A 19,407-nucleotide genomic window follows, 5' to 3' on the forward strand; every position below is an offset into this window, starting at 1 on the left:
CCCTCAGGCGCATGGCCCGTCCACCCGGCAAACCCGCACTGGCCCCGTTCGGCACCACGATCTTCGCTGAGATGACGGCTCTGGCCACCGAGCACGGCGCCGTCAACCTCGGCCAGGGCTTCCCCGACACCGACGGGCCCCAGGCAATGCTCGACGCGGCCAAGGCGGCCATCGACGGCGGGCGCAACCAGTACCCGCCTGGCCCCGGTGTCCCCGAGCTGCTCGATGCCGTCGCGGCCCACCAGGCGCGCTTCTACGGCCTCGGCGTCGACCCGAAGTCCGAGGTGCTCGTCACCGTCGGCGCCACCGAAGCCATCGCCGCGACCATCCTCGCCTTCTGCGAGCCGGGCGACGAGGTCGTCACCTTCGAGCCCTACTACGACTCGTATGCCGCGTCGATCGCCTTGGCGGGCGCGGTGCGTCGCACGTCGGTGCTGCGCTTCCCGGACTTCGCGGTGGACGAGGAGTCGCTGCGGGCCGCCTTCTCGTCACGCACCCGGCTGGTGCTGCTCAACACGCCCCACAACCCCACGGGCAAGGTCTTCAGCCGAGCCGAGCTCGAGCTGATCTGTTCTCTCGCAAGGGAGTTCGACGCGTGGGTGGTGACCGACGAGGTCTACGAGCACCTGGTCTTCGGCGATGCCGTGCACCTGCCTGTCGCGACCCTGCCCGAGATGTGGGAGCGGACCCTGACGATCTCGTCCGCCGGCAAGACCTTCTCCGCCACCGGGTGGAAGGTCGGCTGGGTGTCGGGGCCCGCAGCCGCGGTGGCCGCCGTGCGCGCGGTCAAGCAGTTCCTCACGTTCGTGGGGTCCGGCCCCTTCCAGCCGGCCGTCGCCCTGGCCCTCGCCCTGGACGACGAGGTGTATGCCGGGCTGGCGCGCTCGCTGGAAGCCAAACGAGACCTGCTCGTCGCAGGGCTCCGGTCGGCGGGGCTGGAGGTGTCGGTGCCCGGCGGGACCTACTTCGTCGTCGCCGACGCAGCTCCCCTGGGCGCAACAGACGCCCTCGCGTTCTGCCGGGAGCTGCCCGCACGGGCAGGCGTCGTGGGCGTGCCGGTGTCGGTGTTCCACGACGACGTCGCGGCCGCCCGGACCCTGGTGCGGTTCGCGTTCTGCAAACGGGACGAGGTGCTCCACGAGGCGGTGGAACGGCTGAGCCGGCTGTAGGTCGACAGCCGGGCGGTATCGCTGCCCGACATCCACACCGCCCACGTGAAGGACCGCGCCGTCCACAGGTCGCCGTCCCCTGCCGGGCGCCCGCAGGAGCGGACCGCGATCCTGAGCCGATGCATCCAGCAGCCGTGTCGCTCCTGCCCGTCGCTGCGTTGGTCCTCGCCGGCACCACCCTGTCGGCGGTTCCGACCGGGCGGGAGCACCCTGGCCTCCCGTCCTCCTCCGCGTCGACCAGTGCGCCATCGTGGAACCAGCTGGCCGCAGCGGTCCCGCGCGACTCGAGCCGCGCCCCGTCCCCCGCCCTGCGCGGCCGCTGGGCCTGGCCGCTGCAGCCGCAGCCCGCCCTGGTCCGGCCCTTCGTGCGACCGGCCACGACGTACGGCGCCGGGCACCGCGGCGCGGATCTCACCGGGGCGGCGCAGCAGGAGGTCCATGCCGTCGAGGCGGGCACGGTGACCCACGTGGGCAGCATCGCGGGTCGTGGCACCGTCAGCGTCCTGCACGCCTCCGGGATCCGTTCGACCTACGAGCCGGTGGAGTCGGCGGTGGTCGCGGGTTCGGCCGTGGCGCGGGGAGCTGTGCTGGGGCGGCTGGACGAGCACGGGTCGCACTGCGGCGCCGCCGTGTGCCTGCACCTGGGGGCGATCCGGGGCGACGTCTACCTCGACCCCCTGACCTTCCTGGAGGGCGGCCGGCGAGTGCGCCTGCTGCCGCTGGCCCCATAGGTGTTGCCGCTGCCGGCTCCGGATCGATTGCCCCTGACCCCAGTGCCTCTGGTCCCAGTGCCCGCGGACCGACTCCCTCCGGACCACGTGTGCCGAAGCCCGTGGTTGGCGGGTCAGGCGCCCGAGGGGTAGGGCCAGGGTCTGCACCCACCGAGGTCGAGGGTCTGCTGGACCATCACGGGGGCGCGCTTGCCCTTGCCGGGGCAGGTCCGGTGCTGGTGACCGAGGCCGTGACCGACCTCGTGGTTCACCTGGTACACGCGGTAGAGCGCCACGTCGGCGCCGTAGCTGTCGTCGCCCAGGGCCCACCGGCGGAAGTTGAGCACCGACCGCTCGCCGTTCCAGCACGACACCTGGGACAGGGTCCGCATCGGGGCACACAACCTGTCGGTCAGGCCAGGGCTGGCCAGCGTGACCCGAACGTCCACGTGGGCGCCCTTGGCCTCCTGCTGCGGGGTGACGTTGACGAAGCGGACACCGTCGACCTTCTGCCACCCCTTGGGGTCGAGCAGCACGGACTGGATCGTCGTCCCCACCTGCGCCGGGTCGACACCGAGCCCACCCTCGATCTCCACCGTGTACCTGACGGTCCGCCCGGAGGTCGCCACCGGAGCCCGCGGCACCGAGACGACCGTGAGCTTGCCGGTGCCCTCCTGCGGGACCTCGGTGGCACCCGCCGCGGTCGTCTCGGTCGCCGCCGAGCCGTCCTCGTTGTTGGTCGTCCGGGTGGCCGTCGCGGAGGGTTTCGCTGGAGTGGTGACCCGTGAGGCAGCTGCACCGACCGGAGCCGTGTCGCCCCTGGTGGTGAGTCGCACGGTCACCACGGCCACGAGAAGGAGGATGACCGTGACTGCGATGGTGCGGCGGAGCCGCACCTGCCGGCTGGGGCGGCGGCGGTGCCGAGGCGGCGTGCGGGTCATCCGCGAGTCCTCACTCACGCGCTGGCACTGCTCCTCTCGAGAGACGCGGACCCCGTGGGGTCCGAGCGACGACTGTGGCATCCATCTTCCCCCTTCCGACTGGCTCGCAGACCACGGCGCGCCCGGGTCGCGACTGCCGAGAGCTCGAATCGGTCGTCACGCACGCGGGTGCGCCTGCCGGTAGGACTGCTTGAGCCGGTCGACGGAGACATGGGTGTAGATCTGGGTGGTCGCCAGCGACGCGTGGCCGAGCAATTCCTGGACGAGCCGCAGGTCGGCTCCCCCTTCGAGCAGGTGGGTGGCCGCGCTGTGGCGCAGCCCGTGCGGGCCGAGGTCCGGTGCGTTCGGGACGTGTTCGAGCAGGGAGTGCACCGCTGCCCTGATCTGTCGCGGGTCGGCCCGACGACCCCGACGCCCCAGAAGCAGCGCCGGGCCACTGCCGTCCACGGCGACCTGGGGTCGTCCGAGGGTGAGCCAGGCCTGAACGGCGTCGCGCGCCGGGGCCCCGAAGGGCACCGTCCGCTCCTTGCCCCCCTTGCCCATCACGCGCACCACACCGCGGTCGAGATCGAGGTCGTCGATGTCGAGGGCAGTGAGCTCGCCGACGCGGATCCCGCTGGCGTAGAGAAGCTCCAAGGCAGCCCGGTCGCGCAGGTGCATCGAGTCCTGGTCGTCGCTGGCCACCGCCGCGACGTCCATCAGAGCCGTGGCGTCAGACTGCCGCAGCACCTCGGGGAGGTGGCCACCGCGTTTCGGCGCGGCCAGCCGCAAGGAGGGATCGTGCTCGACCCGCCCGGTGCGCGTGGCCCAGCCGAGGAAGGTCCGGGCTGCGGCTGACCGCCGCGCGATCGTCGAGCGAGCCGCCCCCGACTCCGCCTGGGCCGCCAGCCAGCCTCGCAGGTCACGCAGCCCCACATCGGCGAGGTCTGTGATCCCGCACTCGGCGTCCAGGAACTCCACCAGACCCCGCAGGTCGCCGAGGTAGGCCCGAGTGGTGTGCTCCGACCGGCCTCGCTCGCTGCGCAGGTGGCGCTCGAACGCAGCCAGCGTCTGCGCCATGGACTGACTCACGCCGTCACCGTCGCAAACGCAGCGACGCGGCACAAGCCGCCACCCCGCAGCTCAGCGCGGCACTGCGGGTTTGCGCCAACCACTCCCCTCGCGGATCGCGAGACCAGCGACGTCGAGGGCGCCCAACGCGCTGCGGACCTCGTGGGCTGCGAGCCCGCACCTGCGAGCCAGGTCCTCGGTCGTGACGGCGTTGCGAGTCGGCAGAGCCGCCAGGACAGCCTGGTGGGTGAGCGACAGGTCGTCGTCGCGCTCTGAGGGCCCGTGCTTGCGCGGTGCCAGCTCCCCGATCGGACCCACCTCCTCGGCGACCTCGGCGGCATCGGTGACCAGGGTGGCCCCGTCACGGACCAGCTCGTGGCAGCCGGCCGACACCGCCGAGGAAACCGGTCCCGGTACGGCGCAGACCACCCTCAGGTGCTCACCCGCCAGCCGCGCGGTGTTGCGGGAGCCGCTGCGCAGGCCTGCCTCGACGACGACCGTGCCCTGGCTGACCGTGGCGATGAGCCGGTTGCGGCTGAGGAAGCGCCATTTGGTGGGGGCGGATCCCGGTGGCACCTCACTGACCACGAGACCTGCCGAACGGATGCGGTCCAGGAGCCCGGCATGGCCACTGGGATAGGGCCGTTCGATGCCTCCGGCCACGAACGCGATGGTCACGCCGTCCACCGCGAGGGCGCCCTCGTGCGCGGCACCGTCGATGCCGTACGCCGCACCGGACACGACTGCGAAGTCGCGTTCGGCCAGGCCGGCGGCGAGGTCCTTGGCCACATGGACGCCGTAACCGGTGGCGGCGCGCGCGCCCACGATCGAGACGCTGCGGGCCGCCACCTCCGCGAGGTCGGCGGGTCCCTGCAGCCACAGGCAGAGCGGGGGCGCGGCCAGGTCGTCGAAGCCGTGCGGCCACTCGTCGTCGCCCGGGATGATGATGCGGGCGCCCAGCCGCTGAGCGATCTGGAAGTCCCGCTCGACATCCAACCCGGGTAGCCGCTCCGCCATCCTCGCGCCGACGGTCGTGCCCGGGGCCACGGTGTGCCAGGCCTCCTCCGCCCCGGCCGCCGCGATCCGGGCCGCCACGTCGGCGTCGCCCGGTTCGACCAGCCGCGCCCAGGCCACCCGTGCCCCACGTTCTCCCCGAAACGCCCGTGGCGCCGTCACGCTGCCACCGGCCCCTGGTTGCGCAGGGCCAGGGCGGCGCCGAGGTCGTCTCGCACCGGGGTGCTGCGCCCGCCGAGGTCGGCGACGGTCCACCCGACCCGCAGCACCCTGTCGTAGCCCCTCAGGGTGAGCTGAGCGCGGTCGAGGGCCCGGTCGATGTCGACCGTGGTCGACTTCGGCAGCCGCCACCGTCCACGCCGCAGCTCGGACCCCGGGACCTCGCTGTTGACGCGCCACGAGGTCGAGTCCCATCGCTGCGCCTGCGCCTCCCTGGCCTCCCGGACCCGCGCGGCCACGACGGCGCTGCTCTCTCCGGTCAGACCTGCGAGAGAGGCGCGGGTCACCGCGGGCACGTGCACCTGCAGGTCGACCCGGTCGAGCAGCGGCCCCGAGAGTCGGCCGATGTAGCCGCGCTTGGCCATGGGGGAGCACGCGCAGCCGATGCCCTTGCCGAAGCCCAGCCCACAGGGGCACGGGTTTGCCGCCATGACCAGCAGGAACCGTGCAGGGAACCGCACCGTGGCCCGCGCCCTCGAGACCATGACGTGGCCGGACTCCAACGGCTGGCGCAGGGCTTGAAGTGCCTGGGTCTTGAACTCGGGAGCCTCGTCGAGGAACAGCACACCGTGGTGGGCCTGCGAGATCGCCCCGGGCCGCACGGCACTGCTGCCGCCACCGATGATGGCTGCCTGGGTCGCGCTGTGGTGCGGGGCGACGAACGGTGGCAGCCCCTCGACGTCGAGCTCGGCGGCCGTCACGCCCAGGAGCGAGCGGACCGCCAGCACGTCGATCGACTGCTCGCGGCTGAGCCGAGGCAGGATCGAGACGAGGCGTTCGGCGAGCATCGTCTTCCCCGAGCCGGGCGGGCCGAGCAGGAACAGGTGGTGACCCCCGGCAGCAGCCAGCTCGAGCGCTGTCCTGGCCTCGTCCTGACCGACGACGTCGGCAAGGTCCAGCGGATCCGCCCGGGCCAGGGCCGGCGCGATGGCGGAGTCCGGAACGCCGAGGCCCAACGTCTCGGACCCGCCCGAGTACGCCGCGATGAGATCGGCCAGGTGGCTGACAGCATGCACCCGGATGTCGGGCACCAGCCGCGCTTCGGCCGCGTTGGCCACGGGCACGACGACGTCGCGACACCCTGCCCGCGCCGCGGACAGGACGGCGGGGAGGACGCCGCGGACAGGACGGACCGAACCGTCGAGTCCCAGCTCACCCAGGTGCACGATGTCTCGCACCCGCTCCGGAGACACCATCGCGAGCGCTGCCACCACGGCCACGGCTATCGGCAGGTCGAACCCACTGCCGTTCTTGGGGATCGACGCCGGAGACAGGTTGACCGTGATGCGGTCCTGAGCCAAGGACCGGCCGATGCTTGCCGCCGCGGCCTTCACCCGGTTGGGCGACTGCGCGCAGGCCGTGTCCGGGAGACCACCCAACATGAACGCCGGGAGGCCCCCCGACAGGTGGGCCTCGACCTCCACCACGGCACCGGCAAGTCCCTCCAGCGTCACGGAGCGCGTCCGCCCGAAGGTCATCCGCCGACCCCCTGGAGGTGCCTGACCCGGGCCGGGCCGGCGACGGGACGCAGGATGCCGATCACGTCGATCCGGATCCGCCCGGGGTGCTCGTCGTGGGCCTGCAGCCAGGCGGACGCGAGTCGTCGCAGTCGGGCAGCCTTGCGCCGGTCGACCGCCTCGACAGGCGCACCGAACCGCTCGGTCCGGCGCGTCTTCACCTCACAGAAGACCAGGCAGTCGCCGTCCCTGCCCACTAGGTCGATCTCGCCGCGGGCGCACCGCCAGTTGCGGTCGATGACCGCCACCCCGTGCTCCCTCAGGTAGCGCTCGGCCAGTCGCTCGCCGTACTCACCCAGCGCCCGGCGCGGATCTGTCTGGTGTGCCATGCGCCAAGCCAAGCCGCCTGCCCGTCCCGCTGACAGCAGCCAAGCGCCGGGCTGTGGACCAGGACGACGCGGCAGGGTCCCCTGTGCGCGGCGACTCCCGATACGGCGCCATTGCTGTCGCCGTCGCGCCCTGGGCCACCGTGGCCGGCCAGTGGCGCGCGACTCCGACCTAGAAGCCCTGCCCCTTGGGCAGCTCGAGATCGGACTTGGCCAGCTCCTCGACGTTGACGTCCTTGAACGTCACCACCCGCACCTGCTTGGCGAACCGCGCGGGCCGGTAGATGTCCCACACCCACGCGTCGGCCATCGTCACGTCGAAGTAGACCTCGCCACCGTCGGAGCGCACCTTCACGTCGACGGAGTTGCACAGGTAGAAGCGACGTTCGGTTTCCACGACGTGGGAGAACAGGCCCACGACGTCGCGGTACTCCCGATAGAGCTGCAGCTCCATCTCGCTCTCGTACTTCTCCAGGTCCTCTGAACTCATCGCGCACTCATCTCCACCTGCGTCACGTCGGGTGCTGTCAGCGCACCCTGCCCTGCCCGATCGCCGAGACCAGTCCCATCATCTCCCGAGATGCCGGGCAGCCGCCACGACCTGCGGTGCAGGTCCGTGGCGCCGAAGGCCTCCAGCGCCGCGAGGTGTTCCGGCGCGGCATACCCCTTGTTCTCGTCCCAGCCGTAGGCCGGGTGGTCTGGGGCGGCGGCCACCATCATCGAGTCGCGCTCCACCTTGGCCAGCACCGACGCGGCGGCCACGGAGGAGCACTTGAGGTCGGCCTTGATCATGGTCGTGACCGGCGGGGCAACGGGGGCGGAGTCGGAGGCGAAGGCGAAGAGCCCCACCTCGTCGGGGGCCGTGAGCCAGTCGTGGTTGCCGTCGAGGATGACCAGGTCGGGCACGATGTCCAGGGCCGCGAGCGCGCGGCACCCCGCCAGACGGAGGGCCGCGATGATCCCGATCTCGTCGATCTCCTCGGGGGAGGCGTGGCCGACGGCATACGCCAGGGCCCACCGCCTGATCCGCGGCACCATCGCTACCCGCGCCGCGGGCGTGAGCAGCTTGGAGTCCTTCACGCCGGCGGGCGCGCTGCGACACGTCTCGTCGATGAGGACGACGCCGACGCTGACGGGCCCGGCGAGGGCGCCACGGCCCACTTCGTCCATGCCCGCGAGGAGGCGGTGTCCGTCTCGCTGGAGCTGGCGTTCGACCCGCAGGTTGGGTTTGCGGCTGCGTCCCGCCGGTTGCGCCTGAGCCACCGGTCAGCCCGTTCCTGTCGGGGCGTCGGTGTCGGTGCCTCCCACCTCGCCACCACCCTGGCCGTCGGTCGCCCCGTCGGACCCGCCCGTCGTCGAACCCCCCTGGGGATCGCCGGCGGGCGCACGGCTGCCGCTGGTAGCGGGCGCGGGCACGGTGGCGAAGGTGGCCTTGGGGTTGGACAGCCAGGTCAGGTGGTCCAGCGGCCAGACCAGCGCCACTGCGCGGCCCACGATGAGGCGCTCGTCGACCGAGCCCTCGCTGCCGTTGTTCTCGGGAGCGTCGTGAGCCCGCGAGTCGGCGGAGTTGGAGCGGTGGTCGCCCATCACCCAGACGCGTCCCCTCGGCACGGTGATGTCGAAGTCCTGCTCGCTCGCCGCGTCGCCCGGCTTGAGGTAGGGCTCCTTGATGGCGGTGCCGTTGATGGTGATCCGACCGCCCTCGTCACAGCAGACGACATGGTCACCGGGTAGCCCGATGACACGCTTGATGAGGTGGTTCTCGGCGTTGTCGGGCAGCAGTCCGACGAAGGTCAGGGTGTCGCTGACGATCGTCGCCAGCGGTCCGCGCTGGACCGGTGTGGTCGCGTCGAGCCACTGGCCCGGGTCGGCGAACACGACGATGTCGCCGCGTTCGAGGTCGATGGGTCCCGGCGTCAGCTTGCTGACGATGACGCGGTCGTTGAGGACGAGGGTGTCCTCCATGGAGCCTGACGGGATGTAGAACGCCTGGAGCAGCCAGGTCTTGACGATGAAGGACAGCACCAGGGCCATCCCCACGACGATCGCGAACTCCTTGAGGGCAGCACCGAGCACCGCCAGACCGCCCACCGGCGCATCGTCGGCATGGCGTCCCTTGCGAGACGCCGATGACGCCGTCGGTCCTTCGGGCTCGGCGGACTCGTCGGCACCGGGATCGACCGAGTCGACCCCGTCGACCTGCGCGGGCTCCGACGATCGCGGGGACTCTCCCTCGTAGCCGAGCCACCCCGCGTCGACGCGGCGCGCGTCCCGCGCGTCGCGTGCGTCGCCACTCACGGGGCACCGACGCGGGGGATGTCGGCCAACGCCTCGGGGGTGTCGAAACCACCGACGCGCGACAGCGGCCAGTAGGTCGCACTGGCGCGGCCGATCACGTCGGACAGCCGCACCGTGCCGCCGCCCCGGTCGCCGAGGTGGGAGCGGGAGTCCGCGCTGTCGCTGCGGTGGTCGCCCATCACCCAGACCCGGCCGGCCGGCACGGTGACGTCGAAGGTGAGGTCGCTCGACTGGTCCCCGGAGAAGAGATAGGGCTCGGCCAGCGGCACTGCGTTGACGGTGAGCCGGTGCTGGGCGTCACAACAGACGACGTGGTCGCCGGGCAGCCCGATGACCCTCTTGACGAAGTCCTGCTCACCGAGGTCGAGACCCACCAGGGAGGCCGCGCCGCCGAGTGCCCGTCCGATCAGACCGTCGTCCTTGTGGGGCTCGCGCTCGGCGACGGCGAAGCTCGTGGTGCCGTCGAAGACGACCACGTCCCCCCGCCGCAGCGAACCGCCGGAGACCAGCTTGTTCACCAGGATGCGGTCGCCGGGCTCGATCGTCGGCTCCATCGATCCCGACGGGACGTAGAACGACTGCACGAGGAAACCCCGGACCAGCACCATCACCAGCAGGGAGACGCTCGCCAGGAGCAGCCACGACGGGCCGCCACGTGGGCGTTCCGACGCGACCGCCGCATCAGTCTCGACTGGAGCGGCGGCCGGGTCGTGCTGGGGTGATTCCGGTCCGGGGTTCATCGCATCCGGAGCCTAACCCTCGGGGCTGTGCCGCCGCGTGGCGGGACACCCGAGGGAGAGATGGTTCCCGCCTTACTTGGCGGTGACCGTCTCGCGCTTCTCCTTGATCTTGGCAGCCTTGCCGCGCAGGTCGCGCAGGTAGTAGAGCTTGGCGCGACGGACGTCACCGCGGGTGACGAGCTCGATGTGGTCGATGATCGGGGTGTGCAGCGGGAAGGTGCGCTCCACGCCGACGCCGAAGGAGACCTTGCGGACGGTGAACGTCTCGCCGATGCCACCACCGTGGCGACGGATCACGACGCCCTTGAAGACCTGGACGCGCGAGCGGGTGCCCTCGACGACCTTGACGTGCACGTTGATCGTGTCGCCGGCGCGGAAGGCCGGGATGTCGTCACGAAGGGATGCCTTGTCGATCGCATCGAAACGCTGCATGGCGGATTCGCTTTCTTCTCGGCGCCACAGGTCGCCCAGGGTGTTGGGTGGTGCTGCTGATGATGGTGCGCGCCTGGTGCGTGACCGACCACGTGGTCGGGACACTGCCCGGACACTCCCCCTGTGGCAGGGGTCGCTGGTCACGCGGGCGCGAGGAGCCATTCTGCCACGCACAGGGGCCGCGACAGAAATCGTCGCGGCCCCTGAGATCCCGGTATGCCGCGTGGCTGGGCCACGCGCTCAGGCGCTGGCGTGCGCCGGACCCCAGGCCGGGTCGATCCGGTCGGCCCAGCGACGCTGGACCGACGCCGTGCTGCGCAACGTGGTCGCGAACGAACGGCGCACGGTTCCGCGAGTCGGACGGGTTCCGAGGCCGTCGTCGACGACGGGGGCGTCCGGGCGGGCCGACCGGGCCAGGGCGGCGCCTGCGTTGCTGTTGATGGTGAGGGCGATGTAGTCGCTCATGTCCTTCTCCTTCCGGGGATGTGTGGTGCGGTGGTGCTATCGGTGGACGCTGACGGGTCCGTCAGCGCGTCTGTGGCGTCGTGGCAGGTCCGGTGCTGGACCGCACGACGAGCTCGGTGGGGAGCACGACGCGGCGCTCGGTGTAGTCGGGGTCGAGGAGCATGCGGCCGGCGATCCGACCTCGTTCGGCAATGGGCTGCCGCACGGTCGTGAGGCCGTTGTCGGCCGCCGCCGGCACGTCGTCGAAACCGACGAGGGACAGGTCCCGCCCCGGGGTGATGCCGCGCTGCCTCATCGCGTCGAGCACGCCGAGGGCGAGGACGTCGCTCACGGTGATGATCGCCGTAGGTCGGTCCTGGCGGTCGAGCAGGTGGGCGCCGGCCGCCCGGCCGGCCTCGACCGAGTTGTGGCCGGGAGGTGCGACGGTGCGCACGCTCACGTCCGGGCCCAGGCCCTCACGGAAGCCGTCGTAGCGGTCCCACGAGAAGGACATGGAGCGGTGCTGCACGTCGTCCACCTCGACGACCTGGTGGGAGTCGACCTTGCTGTCGACGACGATGCCGACGTTCCGGTGCCCCAGCCGTCGGATGTGCTCGCCGACCTCACGGGCCGCGCCCCGCTCGTCGATCAGCACCAACCCGTCCATCCGCGGGTCCTTGTCGTCGGTCGCCACCATCCGCAGGCCCCGCTCGACGGCGATCTCGCGGGCCGGGTGGCCGATGTCGAGGCAGTAGGCCAGGACCCCGTCGATGACCGCGGCCCGCATGGCCTCGGCGCTCGCCTCGACCTCCTCCGGCCGCTCGGGGTCGAAGGGCGTCAGCGGGATCAGCAGCAGGCCGGTCTGGAACTGCTCGGCGACCTCGGCCAGCCCCGCCAGCATTCCGACCGAGTAGGGGTCCGAGAACGCGTAGCTGAGCCGCTCGGTGAACACCAGACCGATGGCCCTGGCCCGCTGGGACCGCAGGCTCCGTGCGGCCGGGTTGGGACCGGCATACCCGAGCGCCTTCGCGGTCTCGAGCACCCGCCGGCGCACCTCGGCCGACAGCTGGTCGGGCTTGTTGTAGGCGTTGGAAACAGTGGAGACAGACACGCCGGCAGCCTCGGCAACGGACTTCAAGGTGACGTTTCCCATGTGTGGCCTCCCTCCTGAATCTGCGATCTGTATCGATGTACTAAATCGTTCAAGAAGAACGATACAGAAAACATTCCCGACTCGCGCAGCTCCTTTTCGCGAGGGGCCCGCTCGCGCACCACCGCCAGCACGCGGCATACGGTGGCGCCTGTGAGCATCGACCCCGGGTGGCCCGTCGCCATCGCCTTGGCGCTGCTCCTGTCGATCGCGCTGGCGGCCCACCGGGTGGCGGGCTACGACCTCGAGCGTCCGGTGCTGGTCGCGGCGGTACGGGCCATCGCCCAGCTCGGGGTCGCCGCCCTGCTCATCGCCGCGGTCGTCGACAGCCTTCCGCTGTCGGTCGCGCTGATCGGGGTCATGTTCGCGATGGGTGTGCTGACCACCTCGCGGCGCGTCGAGGCGCCGCGGGCCTGGAGGTGGGCGGCGCTGGCCATGGCTGCCGGCGTCCTGCCCGTGGTCGCGGTGGTCCTCGGCACGGGAACCATCCCGCCCGAGGGCATCGCTCTCATCCCTGTCGTCGGCATCATCGTCGGCAACGCCATGACAGCGCACACCCTCGTGGGCCGCCGCGCCTTCGCTGCCCTGCGCGAGGAGCACAGCCAGTACGAAGCGTGCCTGTCGCTCGGGCTGCTCCCCCACCAGGCCGTCCTCGAGATCGTCCACCGCCGCGCGACAGAGGCGTTGTTGCCGGGGCTCGACCAGGTGAAGACGACCGGTGTCGTGACGCTGCCCGGCGCGTTCATCGGCGTGATGCTCGGCGGCGGCACGCCGGTGCAGGCCGCCACGGCGCAGGTGCTGGTGCTGTTCGGGATCATGGCCGCCCAGACGGTGACCGTCCTGGTGGCGGAGCGCCTCGTCGCCAGCCGTCGCCTCGTCCCGTCCGACCTCGCCACGGCCCTCGTCGACTGAGCCGACCCGCATCCCTGCAGGTGTCGGTGGCGGCATACTCACGGCATGCCACCGGACGAACGGCGGGACCTGCGGCCGTTCGCGCTGGCCTCCGCCGTGGCGGTCGTCTCGGTCACCCTGCTCGGACTGGCGACGGTCCACGGCTGGCTCGGCCCGGACGTCGGCCGCGGTGACCGGTTCTGCGAGGCGGCCCGGGACGGCATCGTGCGGCAACCCGCCAACACGCTCAGCAACGTCGGGTTCGTCCTCGCCGGCCTCGGCATCGCGTGGCGGGCCGGGGCGGCCCGCACGACCATCGCGGCCAACCCACGCCTCGCGGGCGCCTTCGGCGTGGTGGTCGTCCTGCTCGGGGCGGGCAGCGCGGCGATGCATGCCACCCAGAGCGCCCTCGGAGGCCACCTCGACCTGCTCAGCATGTACCTCGTGGCGGCGTTCGCCTCGTCGTACGCCGTGACCCGCTGCCTGCATCGCGGTGACGGTTTCTTCGCAGGCCTGTTCGTCGCCGTGGTGGTCGTCTGCGAGCTCGTCGAACGCATCCCTGGGCACGTCCCCGTGGTCGACATCGCCGCCAACCTCGCGTTCGGGGCCTTCCTGCTGGTGGCCCTCACGGGCGAAGCGGTCCTCTGGCGTCGAGGCAGCACGCACCGCGACATCCGCTGGGGCTTCGCGTCGGCCGGCGCCCTGGCCCTGGCCTTCGGGATCTGGAACCTCGCCAAGGACGGCACTGCTTTCTGCCACCCCAACTCGCTCCTGCAGGGGCACGCCGCGTGGCACCTGCTCTGCGCGGTGGCGGCCTACGCGGTGTACCGGCTCTACGCCAGTGAGCGGGTCAGCGGCGCGGCTTGACCAGGTCGACGGTGCCGGGAAAGGCACCCTCGCCCGGCTGCACGCGATAGCCCGCCTTGCGGTAGATCCGAAGGTTGCGGTCGCTGCGGATCCCGGTGTTGAGCCAGTATGCCGCCGTGCCCGCCGGCGCCTGCGCCTCGGCGAAGGCGAGCAGGGCACGCCCCAGTCCGCGGCCCTGAAGGTCGGGCGCCACCATCAGCCGGCCGATCTGCCACAGGGTTCGTTCGGTCGGAGCCGTGCGGCCGCGCACCGACCCGACCAGGCGCCCGCCGGCGCGAACGGTCCAGGTGCGCCACTCGGCGATGCCGGCCACGACCTCTGGCAGGGTCTCGACGAGTGGCGGGATGCTGAGCGAGTCGTTGGCTCGCGCCTCACTGAGCCAACAGGCGCGGCCCAGCGTCATCAGCTCCGGGGCATCCGCCGCAGTGGCGACGGCGACCTCCAGCCCTTCCAGCCCTTCCTGCCCTGCCTGTCCGGTGCCGGTCCGGTGCACCGTCTGGGACACGTGCAACAGGTCGGGGCGGCGGGCCGCGGTGCGATCGAGCCGCTGCTGGTGCCGCCACGCGGCGATGGCGCCGTGGTCACCCGAGAGAAGGACCGGGGGTACGTCGCGGGTGACGCCCGGAGCGGACTCCCAGGACGCGGGCTTGGTGTAGACGGGGTACTCGAGCAGGCCGTCCTCGTGGGACTCCTCGACCAGTGACTCGGCGTTGCCGATGACACCCGGCAACAGGCGGGCGACGGCCTCGACCATGGCCAGCACCGCGACCTCTCCCCCGTTGAGGACGTAGTCGCCGAGCGAGATCACCGACACCTCGAGGCCCAGGTCCTGCGCCGCGTACTCGTAGACGCGTTCGTCGATGCCCTCGTAGCGGCCGCAGGCGAAGGCCAGCCACGGCTCCTCGGCGAGCTCGCGCGCCAGGGCCTGCGTGAACGGCATACCTCCCGGACCGGGGACGACCAGACGCGGACGCGTGCCGCCGTCGGCTGAGGCGACCACGTGGTCGAGCGCCTCGGCCCACGGCTGCGGCTTCATCACCATGCCCGCCCCACCGCCGTACGGCGTGTCGTCGACGCTGCGGTGCCGGTCGTGGGCGTACTCGCGCAGGTCGTGCACCCTCAGGTCGAGCAGGCCGTCGCGACGCGCCTTCCCGATCAGCGAGAGGTCGAGCGGCGCGAGGTACTCCGGAAAGATGGAGACGACATCGATGATCACGGGGTCACCGGGCCGTCACTCGGCATTGAGCTCGAGCAGTCCCGGCGGGGCGTCCACGACGACGCGGCCGCCCTCGACGTCCACCTCGGGCACGATGGCCTCGACGAACGGGACCAGCGCCTCGGCCCCACCGGTCAGTCGCAGCACGAGCTGGTCCTGGACCGCCCCCGTGCGCAGTCCGGCGACCTCGCCGAGGACGCTGCCGTGGGGGTCGACGGCGGCCAGGCCCACGAGCTCGTCCTCGTACCAGGCGTCATCCTCGTCCTGCGCCACGGCGGCCTCGGCGTCGATGAACAGGCGGGTGCCGCGCAGCGACTCGGCCCCGGTGCGGTCGGGGATCTCCTCGAAGGCGAGCAACCAGGTCTTCTGGTGCAGGCGGGCCGAGCGCAGCGTCAACGACCTCGGAACCCCCGAGCCCGCGACGGCCTCGGTCTCGTAGGCAACGCCAGGGACGTACCTGACCTCGGGGTCGTCGGTGTGCGTCTGGACCGTCACCTCACCATGCAGGCCGTGCGGCTTGCCGATGCGGGCGACGAGGAGTCTGGAGTCGGCAGGCATGGGTTGATCCTCTCAGGGGTTGGTGGGCTGGCACGACGACGGGGTTGCGGGCCGGCACGACGAAGGGCCACCGGGAAGCCCGGTGGCCCTTCGTCACTGCGTCTGCTGTCGGCGGAGCCTCAGCGCACGCGGTCGGTGTCGACGATGTCGACGCGGACGTTCTGGCCGCCAGCCAGCGCACCCATGACGGTGCGCAGGGCGCTCGCGGTGCGACCGGAGCGACCGATCACGCGACCGAGGTCTTCGGGGTGGACCCGGACCTCGAGCACCTCACCACGGCGGAGCTCCTTGCGTCGCACGGCCACCTCGTCCTTGTGGTCGACGATGCCCTTGACGAGGTGCTCGAGCGCCTCTTCCAGCACGGTCAGGCCTTGTCCGCGGCGTCGGCGTCGGCGTCGGCGGCCACGGGGGCCTCCTCGGTCTCAGCCTTCGCGTCGTCAGCCTTGGGAGCCTCGTCAGCAGCCTTGGGCTCCTCGACGGCGACCTCTGCGGCCGGGGCCTCGACCTTGGCCTCGTCGGCCTTCTCAGCCTTGGCGGGCTTGTCGTCGGCCTTGGCGGTCTCGGCAGGGGTCTCGTCGGCCTTGGCGGTCTCGGCAGGAGCCTCGTCAGCCTTCTTGGTGGCCTTCTTCTTCGGGGTGGTGGCCCCGTCGGCGCCGGCCTCGGACTTGCCCGCCGCGGCGATGGCCGCGTCGTACAGCTCCTTCTTGGACGGCTTGGCAGCCTTGACACGCAGGGTGCCCTCGGTGCCGGGCTCGCCCTTGTACTTCTGCCAGTCACCGGTGATCTTGAGCAGCGCGGCGACGGCCTCGGTCGGCTGCGCGCCCTGGCCCAGCCAGTACTGCGCACGGTCCGAGCTGATGTCGATGACCGAGGGCTCCTCGGTGGGGTGGTACTTGCCGATCTCCTCGATGGCCCGGCCATCGCGCTTGGCGCGCGAGTCCATGACGACGACGCGGTAGAACGGAGCATGGATCTTGCCCATGCGCTTCAGACGAATCTTGACGGCCACGGTGGTGGTGTCTCCTGTTTCTGGTTGTGAGCACGGCGAGACCGCGCAGGATTCACGCGGGGTACCGGAACTCGGTGTAGGCGTTCCAGCCAGGAGGCTCCGGTGCGAGACCGAGCCCGTGCCTGGACGGGTACAGCCGACCATTCTGCCAGACCCTCACAGTGCTCCCGACCACGGCGACCCCGCCGGCCAACGGGTCCAGGCGACACGCGAGGGTATGCCGCCTGCTCACCCGCCTGCGCCGCTCCCGACTTGGTGCTCTCCGGTGGTCACCAGACCCCCGATCCGGGTGCCCCGTGACCAGCAGCCGGCAACAAGTCCCACCCCTCCCCGACTTGGTGCTCTCCGGTGGTCACCAGACCCCCGATCCGGGTGCTCCGTGACCAGCAGCCGGCAGCAAGTCGCCTCTCCCCTGGACCGGGCTGTCACCAGGGGCTGGGTTCGAAGTCCTTGACGAAGCAGCCGTAGACGTCCTCACCGGCTTCGCCCCGGACGATCGGGTCGTAGACGCGGGCGGCCCCGTCGACGAGGTCCAGCGGGGCGTGCCAGCCCTCGGCGGCGATCCGCAGCTTCTCATGGTGCGGACGCTCGTCGGTGATCCAGCCCGTGTCGACCGCGGTCATCAGGATCCGATCGGTCTCGAACATCTCCCCCGCGCTCGTGCGGGTCAGCATGTTCAACGCCGCCTTGGCCATGTTGGTGTGCGGGTGGCCGGCACCCTTGTAGCGGCGGGAGAACTGGCCCTCCATGGCCGACACGTTCACGACGTAGGCGCGCCTGGCACCGGCCGCCACCGCCGCCCGCATCGACGGCCGGAGCCGCGAGACGAGGATGAACGGCGCGGTCGCGTTGCACAGCTGCACCTCGAGGAGCTCGAGCGGGTCGACCTCCTCGACCTTCTGCGTCCAGGAGTTGTTGACCTGGGTGTCGGGCAGCAACCCGCCCGCGTCGACCGCCGTCCCCGCGAGGTGCGCCTCCAGGCTGGCGTGACCGGCGGACAGCGCCATCGACGTCATCGAGGCGGCCGAGCGCTGGGCGAGCGCCTGCGCCGCCTCTCGCTCGGACTCCCCCTCGTGGTGGGCCACCTTGTGCTCGCGCAGGGTGCCCAGCAGGTTGGCGGGGTGCGCCTCGCTGATCCTGTCGAAGGTGACCAGCTCGGGCAGGGCGATGTCCCCGGGGAGTGGGACCGACTCGCCTTCGACGAGGTGGGAGTAGGCGCCCGGCGTGCGGCGCACCGTCTGGGCCGCGTTGTTGATGAGGATGTCGAGGGGGCCCGCGGCGGCGACCTCGTCAGCGAGGGCGACGACCTGGGTGGGGTCGCGCAGGTCGATGCCGACGACCTTGAGCCGGTGGATCCACAGGTGCGAATCCTCTTGCGCAGCAAAGCGTCTCGCCGCATCGTGCGGAAACCGCGTGGTGATCGTGAGGTGGGCGCCGTCCCGCAGCAGCAGGAGCGCGATGTACATCCCGATCTTGGCGCGGCCGCCGGTGAGCAGGGCTCGCTTGCCGGTCAGGTCGGTGCGCTGCTCGCGCTTGGAGTGGCTGAGGGCGGCGCAGTCGGGGCAGAGCCAGTGGTAGAAGGCGTCGACCAGGGTGTACTCCGCCTTGCAGATGTAGCAGTTGCGCGGCTTGAGGAGCTCGCCGGCGTGTGCGCCCCGGGTCGTCGACACGAGTGGGATGCCCTTGGTCTCGTCGTCGATGCGCATCGGGGACCCGGTGGCGGTCTGGGCGAGGATCGCCTCGTCGTGGTCGACCTGGGGCTGCTTCGCCTCGCGACGACGGGCCTTGCGCACCCGCTTGTACATCCGGCCGGTGGCTCGCTTGACGGTCTGGATGTCGGGGTGGTCACCATCGAGCTCGGCCAGCTCCTCCAGCACGCGCAGCGCTGTCGCGAGGTCGTCCGGGTCGATTCCCGGCCCGACGTCCAACGGGACAGCGGGCGTGATGTCCGCCGCCGCCCGGTCTGCCTGGTCGTGCGCCATCAGCGGCTGCGCCAGGCATCGGGGTCGGCGGCGAGGGCACCCACCCGCTCGGGCAGGTTTCCGGAGAGGACGGCAGCAAGGCTGGTCTCGTCCAGCACCGATCGCAGGCTCGCCCGCAGGGCGACCCACACCGTGGGCAGGTGCTCGGCGACCCCTTCGTATGCCGTCTCGTGCGGCCGCAGCCCCCTCACCTCCGCGAGTGGTCCGTCCACGGCACGGAACACGTCACCGAGGGAGATGTCCCGGGGTTCGCGGGCGAGGGAGTAGCCGCCGCGCGCGCCCCTCGTGCTCTTGACCAGCCCCGCGGTCTTCAGGTCGGCGACGATGGCCTCGAGGAACTTGCGCGGCAGGGTCTGCCGGTACGACAGGGTCTCGACGCTCACCGGACCGGCCGACATCGTCGCCGCCTCGGCGAGGATGAGCATGGCCCGGACCGCGTACTCAGTGCGTGCCGAGATGTCCACCCGCGCATTGTGTCGCACGGGCGGGCGACGGACGCAGCGGACCCTGCGCGCGGCATACCAAAGCGTGTTGCGCCGCTCAGATGGCGAGCGCGGGCTCGACCTCCGCTGCGTCGGGCCGCGTGGTCGCCCGGGCGAAGACCGTCTCACCCTCGACGAGCCGCAGGGCATCGGCCTCCGCGCGCGTGACCTGCGCCGCGAAGCGCACACCCGCGTCGGTGCGCAGGTCGACCCGCACCTCGAAACCGAGACGCACGACGCGTTCGACGACAGCCTCGACGACGCCCGGCGAGCCGCCGACGCGGGCGTCCTGGGCCTGGGCGCGCTCACGGCTGCGGTCGAGGGCGATGTCGTGCGGACGTACCAACTGCCCCCCGAGCCTGGCCACCGAGCCGAGGAACGACATGACGAAG

Annotated in this window: 22 protein-coding genes and 1 pseudogene; 4 read left to right on the top strand and 19 right to left on the bottom strand. The window is 71.6% G+C overall.

Annotated elements, in window-relative coordinates; all coding sequences use genetic code 11:
- Window positions 1-11 precede the first annotated feature (11 nt).
- Window positions 12-1,169, top strand: coding sequence for a pyridoxal phosphate-dependent aminotransferase (locus tag AC1DWP_RS15860; protein WP_477615457.1), 1,158 nt, complete (start codon window positions 12-14; stop codon window positions 1,167-1,169).
- A gap of 119 nt (window positions 1,170-1,288) precedes the next feature.
- Complete coding sequence (locus tag AC1DWP_RS15865; RefSeq protein WP_477615458.1) at window positions 1,289-1,900, top strand: peptidoglycan DD-metalloendopeptidase family protein; 612 nt, start codon at window positions 1,289-1,291, stop codon at window positions 1,898-1,900.
- 113 nt (window positions 1,901-2,013) lie between these two features.
- On the opposite strand, the gene AC1DWP_RS15870 is transcribed toward AC1DWP_RS15865, so the two are convergent.
- The 12 genes from AC1DWP_RS15870 to AC1DWP_RS15925 all read right to left on the bottom strand — a co-directional run bounded on the left by AC1DWP_RS15870 (window position 2,014) and on the right by AC1DWP_RS15925 (window position 12,013).
- On the bottom strand, window positions 2,014-2,820 hold the full coding sequence (locus AC1DWP_RS15870) for a DUF3152 domain-containing protein (protein ID WP_477615459.1): 807 nt from the start codon (window positions 2,818-2,820) through the stop codon (window positions 2,014-2,016).
- Between the two features lie 156 nt (window positions 2,821-2,976).
- Window positions 2,977-3,879, bottom strand: coding sequence for a tyrosine recombinase XerC (locus AC1DWP_RS15875; protein WP_477615609.1), 903 nt, complete (start codon window positions 3,877-3,879; stop codon window positions 2,977-2,979).
- 63 nt (window positions 3,880-3,942) lie between these two features.
- Entirely contained in the window at window positions 3,943-5,004 is a 1,062-nt protein-coding gene (gene dprA / locus AC1DWP_RS15880) for a DNA-processing protein DprA (protein ID WP_477615460.1), read from the bottom strand.
- Window positions 5,005-5,042: 38 nt separating this feature from the next.
- Window positions 5,043-6,581, bottom strand: a complete 1,539-nt coding sequence (locus AC1DWP_RS15885) for a YifB family Mg chelatase-like AAA ATPase (protein WP_477615461.1) — start codon at window positions 6,579-6,581, stop codon at window positions 5,043-5,045.
- A complete protein-coding gene (locus AC1DWP_RS15890; protein ID WP_477615462.1) occupies window positions 6,578-6,949 on the bottom strand; it encodes a YraN family protein in 372 nt (123 codons plus the stop codon). The genes AC1DWP_RS15885 and AC1DWP_RS15890 overlap by 4 nt, the downstream gene beginning before the upstream one ends.
- Before the next feature lie 169 nt (window positions 6,950-7,118).
- Window positions 7,119-7,436, bottom strand: a complete 318-nt coding sequence (locus tag AC1DWP_RS15895; protein WP_140741572.1) for a DUF2469 domain-containing protein — start codon at window positions 7,434-7,436, stop codon at window positions 7,119-7,121.
- Entirely contained in the window at window positions 7,433-8,209 is a 777-nt protein-coding gene (locus tag AC1DWP_RS15900) for a ribonuclease HII (protein WP_477615463.1), read from the bottom strand. Before AC1DWP_RS15900 ends, AC1DWP_RS15895 begins: the two co-directional genes overlap by 4 nt.
- 3 nt (window positions 8,210-8,212) lie before the next feature.
- A complete protein-coding gene (lepB, locus tag AC1DWP_RS15905; protein ID WP_477615464.1) occupies window positions 8,213-9,244 on the bottom strand; it encodes a signal peptidase I in 1,032 nt (343 codons plus the stop codon).
- On the bottom strand, window positions 9,241-9,984 hold the full coding sequence (lepB, locus tag AC1DWP_RS15910; RefSeq protein ID WP_477615465.1) for a signal peptidase I: 744 nt from the start codon (window positions 9,982-9,984) through the stop codon (window positions 9,241-9,243). The genes lepB (AC1DWP_RS15905) and lepB (AC1DWP_RS15910) overlap by 4 nt, the downstream gene beginning before the upstream one ends.
- Before the next feature lie 72 nt (window positions 9,985-10,056).
- Window positions 10,057-10,416 (bottom strand): 50S ribosomal protein L19, encoded by a 360-nt coding sequence (gene rplS, locus AC1DWP_RS15915; RefSeq protein ID WP_477615466.1) that lies wholly within the window; start codon window positions 10,414-10,416, stop codon window positions 10,057-10,059.
- 240 nt (window positions 10,417-10,656) lie between these two features.
- The gene (locus AC1DWP_RS15920; RefSeq protein WP_477615467.1) at window positions 10,657-10,881 is read right to left on the bottom strand and encodes a hypothetical protein; all 225 of its coding nucleotides are present in this window, start codon (window positions 10,879-10,881) and stop codon (window positions 10,657-10,659) included.
- Window positions 10,882-10,942: 61 nt separating this feature from the next.
- A complete protein-coding gene (locus AC1DWP_RS15925) occupies window positions 10,943-12,013 on the bottom strand; it encodes a LacI family DNA-binding transcriptional regulator (protein ID WP_477615468.1) in 1,071 nt (356 codons plus the stop codon).
- 150 nt (window positions 12,014-12,163) lie between these two features.
- Between AC1DWP_RS15925 and AC1DWP_RS15930 the strand changes: the two genes are divergently transcribed.
- Window positions 12,164-12,922 carry an ABC transporter permease gene (locus tag AC1DWP_RS15930; RefSeq protein WP_477615469.1) on the top strand — a complete coding sequence of 253 codons (759 nt, stop codon included), beginning with the start codon at window positions 12,164-12,166 and terminating at the stop codon, window positions 12,920-12,922.
- Between the two features lie 45 nt (window positions 12,923-12,967).
- Window positions 12,968-13,768, top strand: a complete 801-nt coding sequence (locus tag AC1DWP_RS15935; protein WP_477615470.1) for a ceramidase domain-containing protein — start codon at window positions 12,968-12,970, stop codon at window positions 13,766-13,768.
- Here AC1DWP_RS15935 and trmD read toward each other — a convergent pair.
- The 7 genes and pseudogenes from trmD to AC1DWP_RS15970 all read right to left on the bottom strand — a co-directional run bounded on the left by trmD (window position 13,752) and on the right by AC1DWP_RS15970 (window position 19,400).
- Window positions 13,752-14,984, bottom strand: a complete 1,233-nt coding sequence (gene trmD / locus AC1DWP_RS15940) for a tRNA (guanosine(37)-N1)-methyltransferase TrmD (RefSeq protein ID WP_477615471.1) — start codon at window positions 14,982-14,984, stop codon at window positions 13,752-13,754. The genes AC1DWP_RS15935 and trmD overlap by 17 nt on opposite strands.
- 15 nt (window positions 14,985-14,999) lie before the next feature.
- Window positions 15,000-15,542 carry a ribosome maturation factor RimM gene (rimM, locus tag AC1DWP_RS15945; RefSeq protein ID WP_477615472.1) on the bottom strand — a complete coding sequence of 181 codons (543 nt, stop codon included), beginning with the start codon at window positions 15,540-15,542 and terminating at the stop codon, window positions 15,000-15,002.
- Between the two features lie 119 nt (window positions 15,543-15,661).
- Window positions 15,662-15,904 (bottom strand): RNA-binding protein, encoded by a 243-nt coding sequence (locus AC1DWP_RS15950; RefSeq protein ID WP_140741550.1) that lies wholly within the window; start codon window positions 15,902-15,904, stop codon window positions 15,662-15,664.
- 146 nt (window positions 15,905-16,050) lie between these two features.
- A pseudogene (gene rpsP, locus AC1DWP_RS15955) lies at window positions 16,051-16,551 on the bottom strand (30S ribosomal protein S16); the annotation flags it as partial.
- A 425-nt stretch (window positions 16,552-16,976) separates the two neighbouring features.
- Entirely contained in the window at window positions 16,977-18,533 is a 1,557-nt protein-coding gene (locus AC1DWP_RS15960; protein ID WP_477615473.1) for an SDR family NAD(P)-dependent oxidoreductase, read from the bottom strand.
- Complete coding sequence (locus AC1DWP_RS15965) at window positions 18,533-18,997, bottom strand: RrF2 family transcriptional regulator (protein ID WP_477615474.1); 465 nt, start codon at window positions 18,995-18,997, stop codon at window positions 18,533-18,535. The genes AC1DWP_RS15960 and AC1DWP_RS15965 overlap by 1 nt, the downstream gene beginning before the upstream one ends.
- 76 nt (window positions 18,998-19,073) lie before the next feature.
- Window positions 19,074-19,400 carry a TOBE-like domain-containing protein gene (locus tag AC1DWP_RS15970; RefSeq protein ID WP_477615610.1) on the bottom strand — a complete coding sequence of 109 codons (327 nt, stop codon included), beginning with the start codon at window positions 19,398-19,400 and terminating at the stop codon, window positions 19,074-19,076.
- Between the last annotated feature and the right edge of the window lie 7 nt (window positions 19,401-19,407).

It is taken from the genome of Pedococcus sp. P2_F6, from assembly GCF_056403675.1.

Coding starts and splice junctions, on each gene's coding strand:
- AC1DWP_RS15860 (WP_477615457.1), top strand. CDS start 12: ATGGCCCGTCCACCCGGCAAACCCGCACTGGCCCCGTTCGGCACCACG.
- AC1DWP_RS15865 (WP_477615458.1), top strand. CDS start 1,289: ATGCATCCAGCAGCCGTGTCGCTCCTGCCCGTCGCTGCGTTGGTCCTC.
- AC1DWP_RS15870 (WP_477615459.1), bottom strand. CDS start 2,820: ATGACCCGCACGCCGCCTCGGCACCGCCGCCGCCCCAGCCGGCAGGTG.
- AC1DWP_RS15875 (WP_477615609.1), bottom strand. CDS start 3,879: ATGGCGCAGACGCTGGCTGCGTTCGAGCGCCACCTGCGCAGCGAGCGA.
- AC1DWP_RS15885 (WP_477615461.1), bottom strand. CDS start 6,581: ATGACCTTCGGGCGGACGCGCTCCGTGACGCTGGAGGGACTTGCCGGT.
- AC1DWP_RS15890 (WP_477615462.1), bottom strand. CDS start 6,949: ATGGCACACCAGACAGATCCGCGCCGGGCGCTGGGTGAGTACGGCGAG.
- AC1DWP_RS15895 (WP_140741572.1), bottom strand. CDS start 7,436: ATGAGTTCAGAGGACCTGGAGAAGTACGAGAGCGAGATGGAGCTGCAG.
- lepB (WP_477615465.1), bottom strand. CDS start 9,984: ATGAACCCCGGACCGGAATCACCCCAGCACGACCCGGCCGCCGCTCCA.
- rplS (WP_477615466.1), bottom strand. CDS start 10,416: ATGCAGCGTTTCGATGCGATCGACAAGGCATCCCTTCGTGACGACATC.
- AC1DWP_RS15920 (WP_477615467.1), bottom strand. CDS start 10,881: ATGAGCGACTACATCGCCCTCACCATCAACAGCAACGCAGGCGCCGCC.
- AC1DWP_RS15925 (WP_477615468.1), bottom strand. CDS start 12,013: ATGGGAAACGTCACCTTGAAGTCCGTTGCCGAGGCTGCCGGCGTGTCT.
- AC1DWP_RS15935 (WP_477615470.1), top strand. CDS start 12,968: ATGCCACCGGACGAACGGCGGGACCTGCGGCCGTTCGCGCTGGCCTCC.
- rimM (WP_477615472.1), bottom strand. CDS start 15,542: ATGCCTGCCGACTCCAGACTCCTCGTCGCCCGCATCGGCAAGCCGCAC.
- AC1DWP_RS15960 (WP_477615473.1), bottom strand. CDS start 18,533: ATGGCGCACGACCAGGCAGACCGGGCGGCGGCGGACATCACGCCCGCT.
- AC1DWP_RS15970 (WP_477615610.1), bottom strand. CDS start 19,400: ATGTCGTTCCTCGGCTCGGTGGCCAGGCTCGGGGGGCAGTTGGTACGT.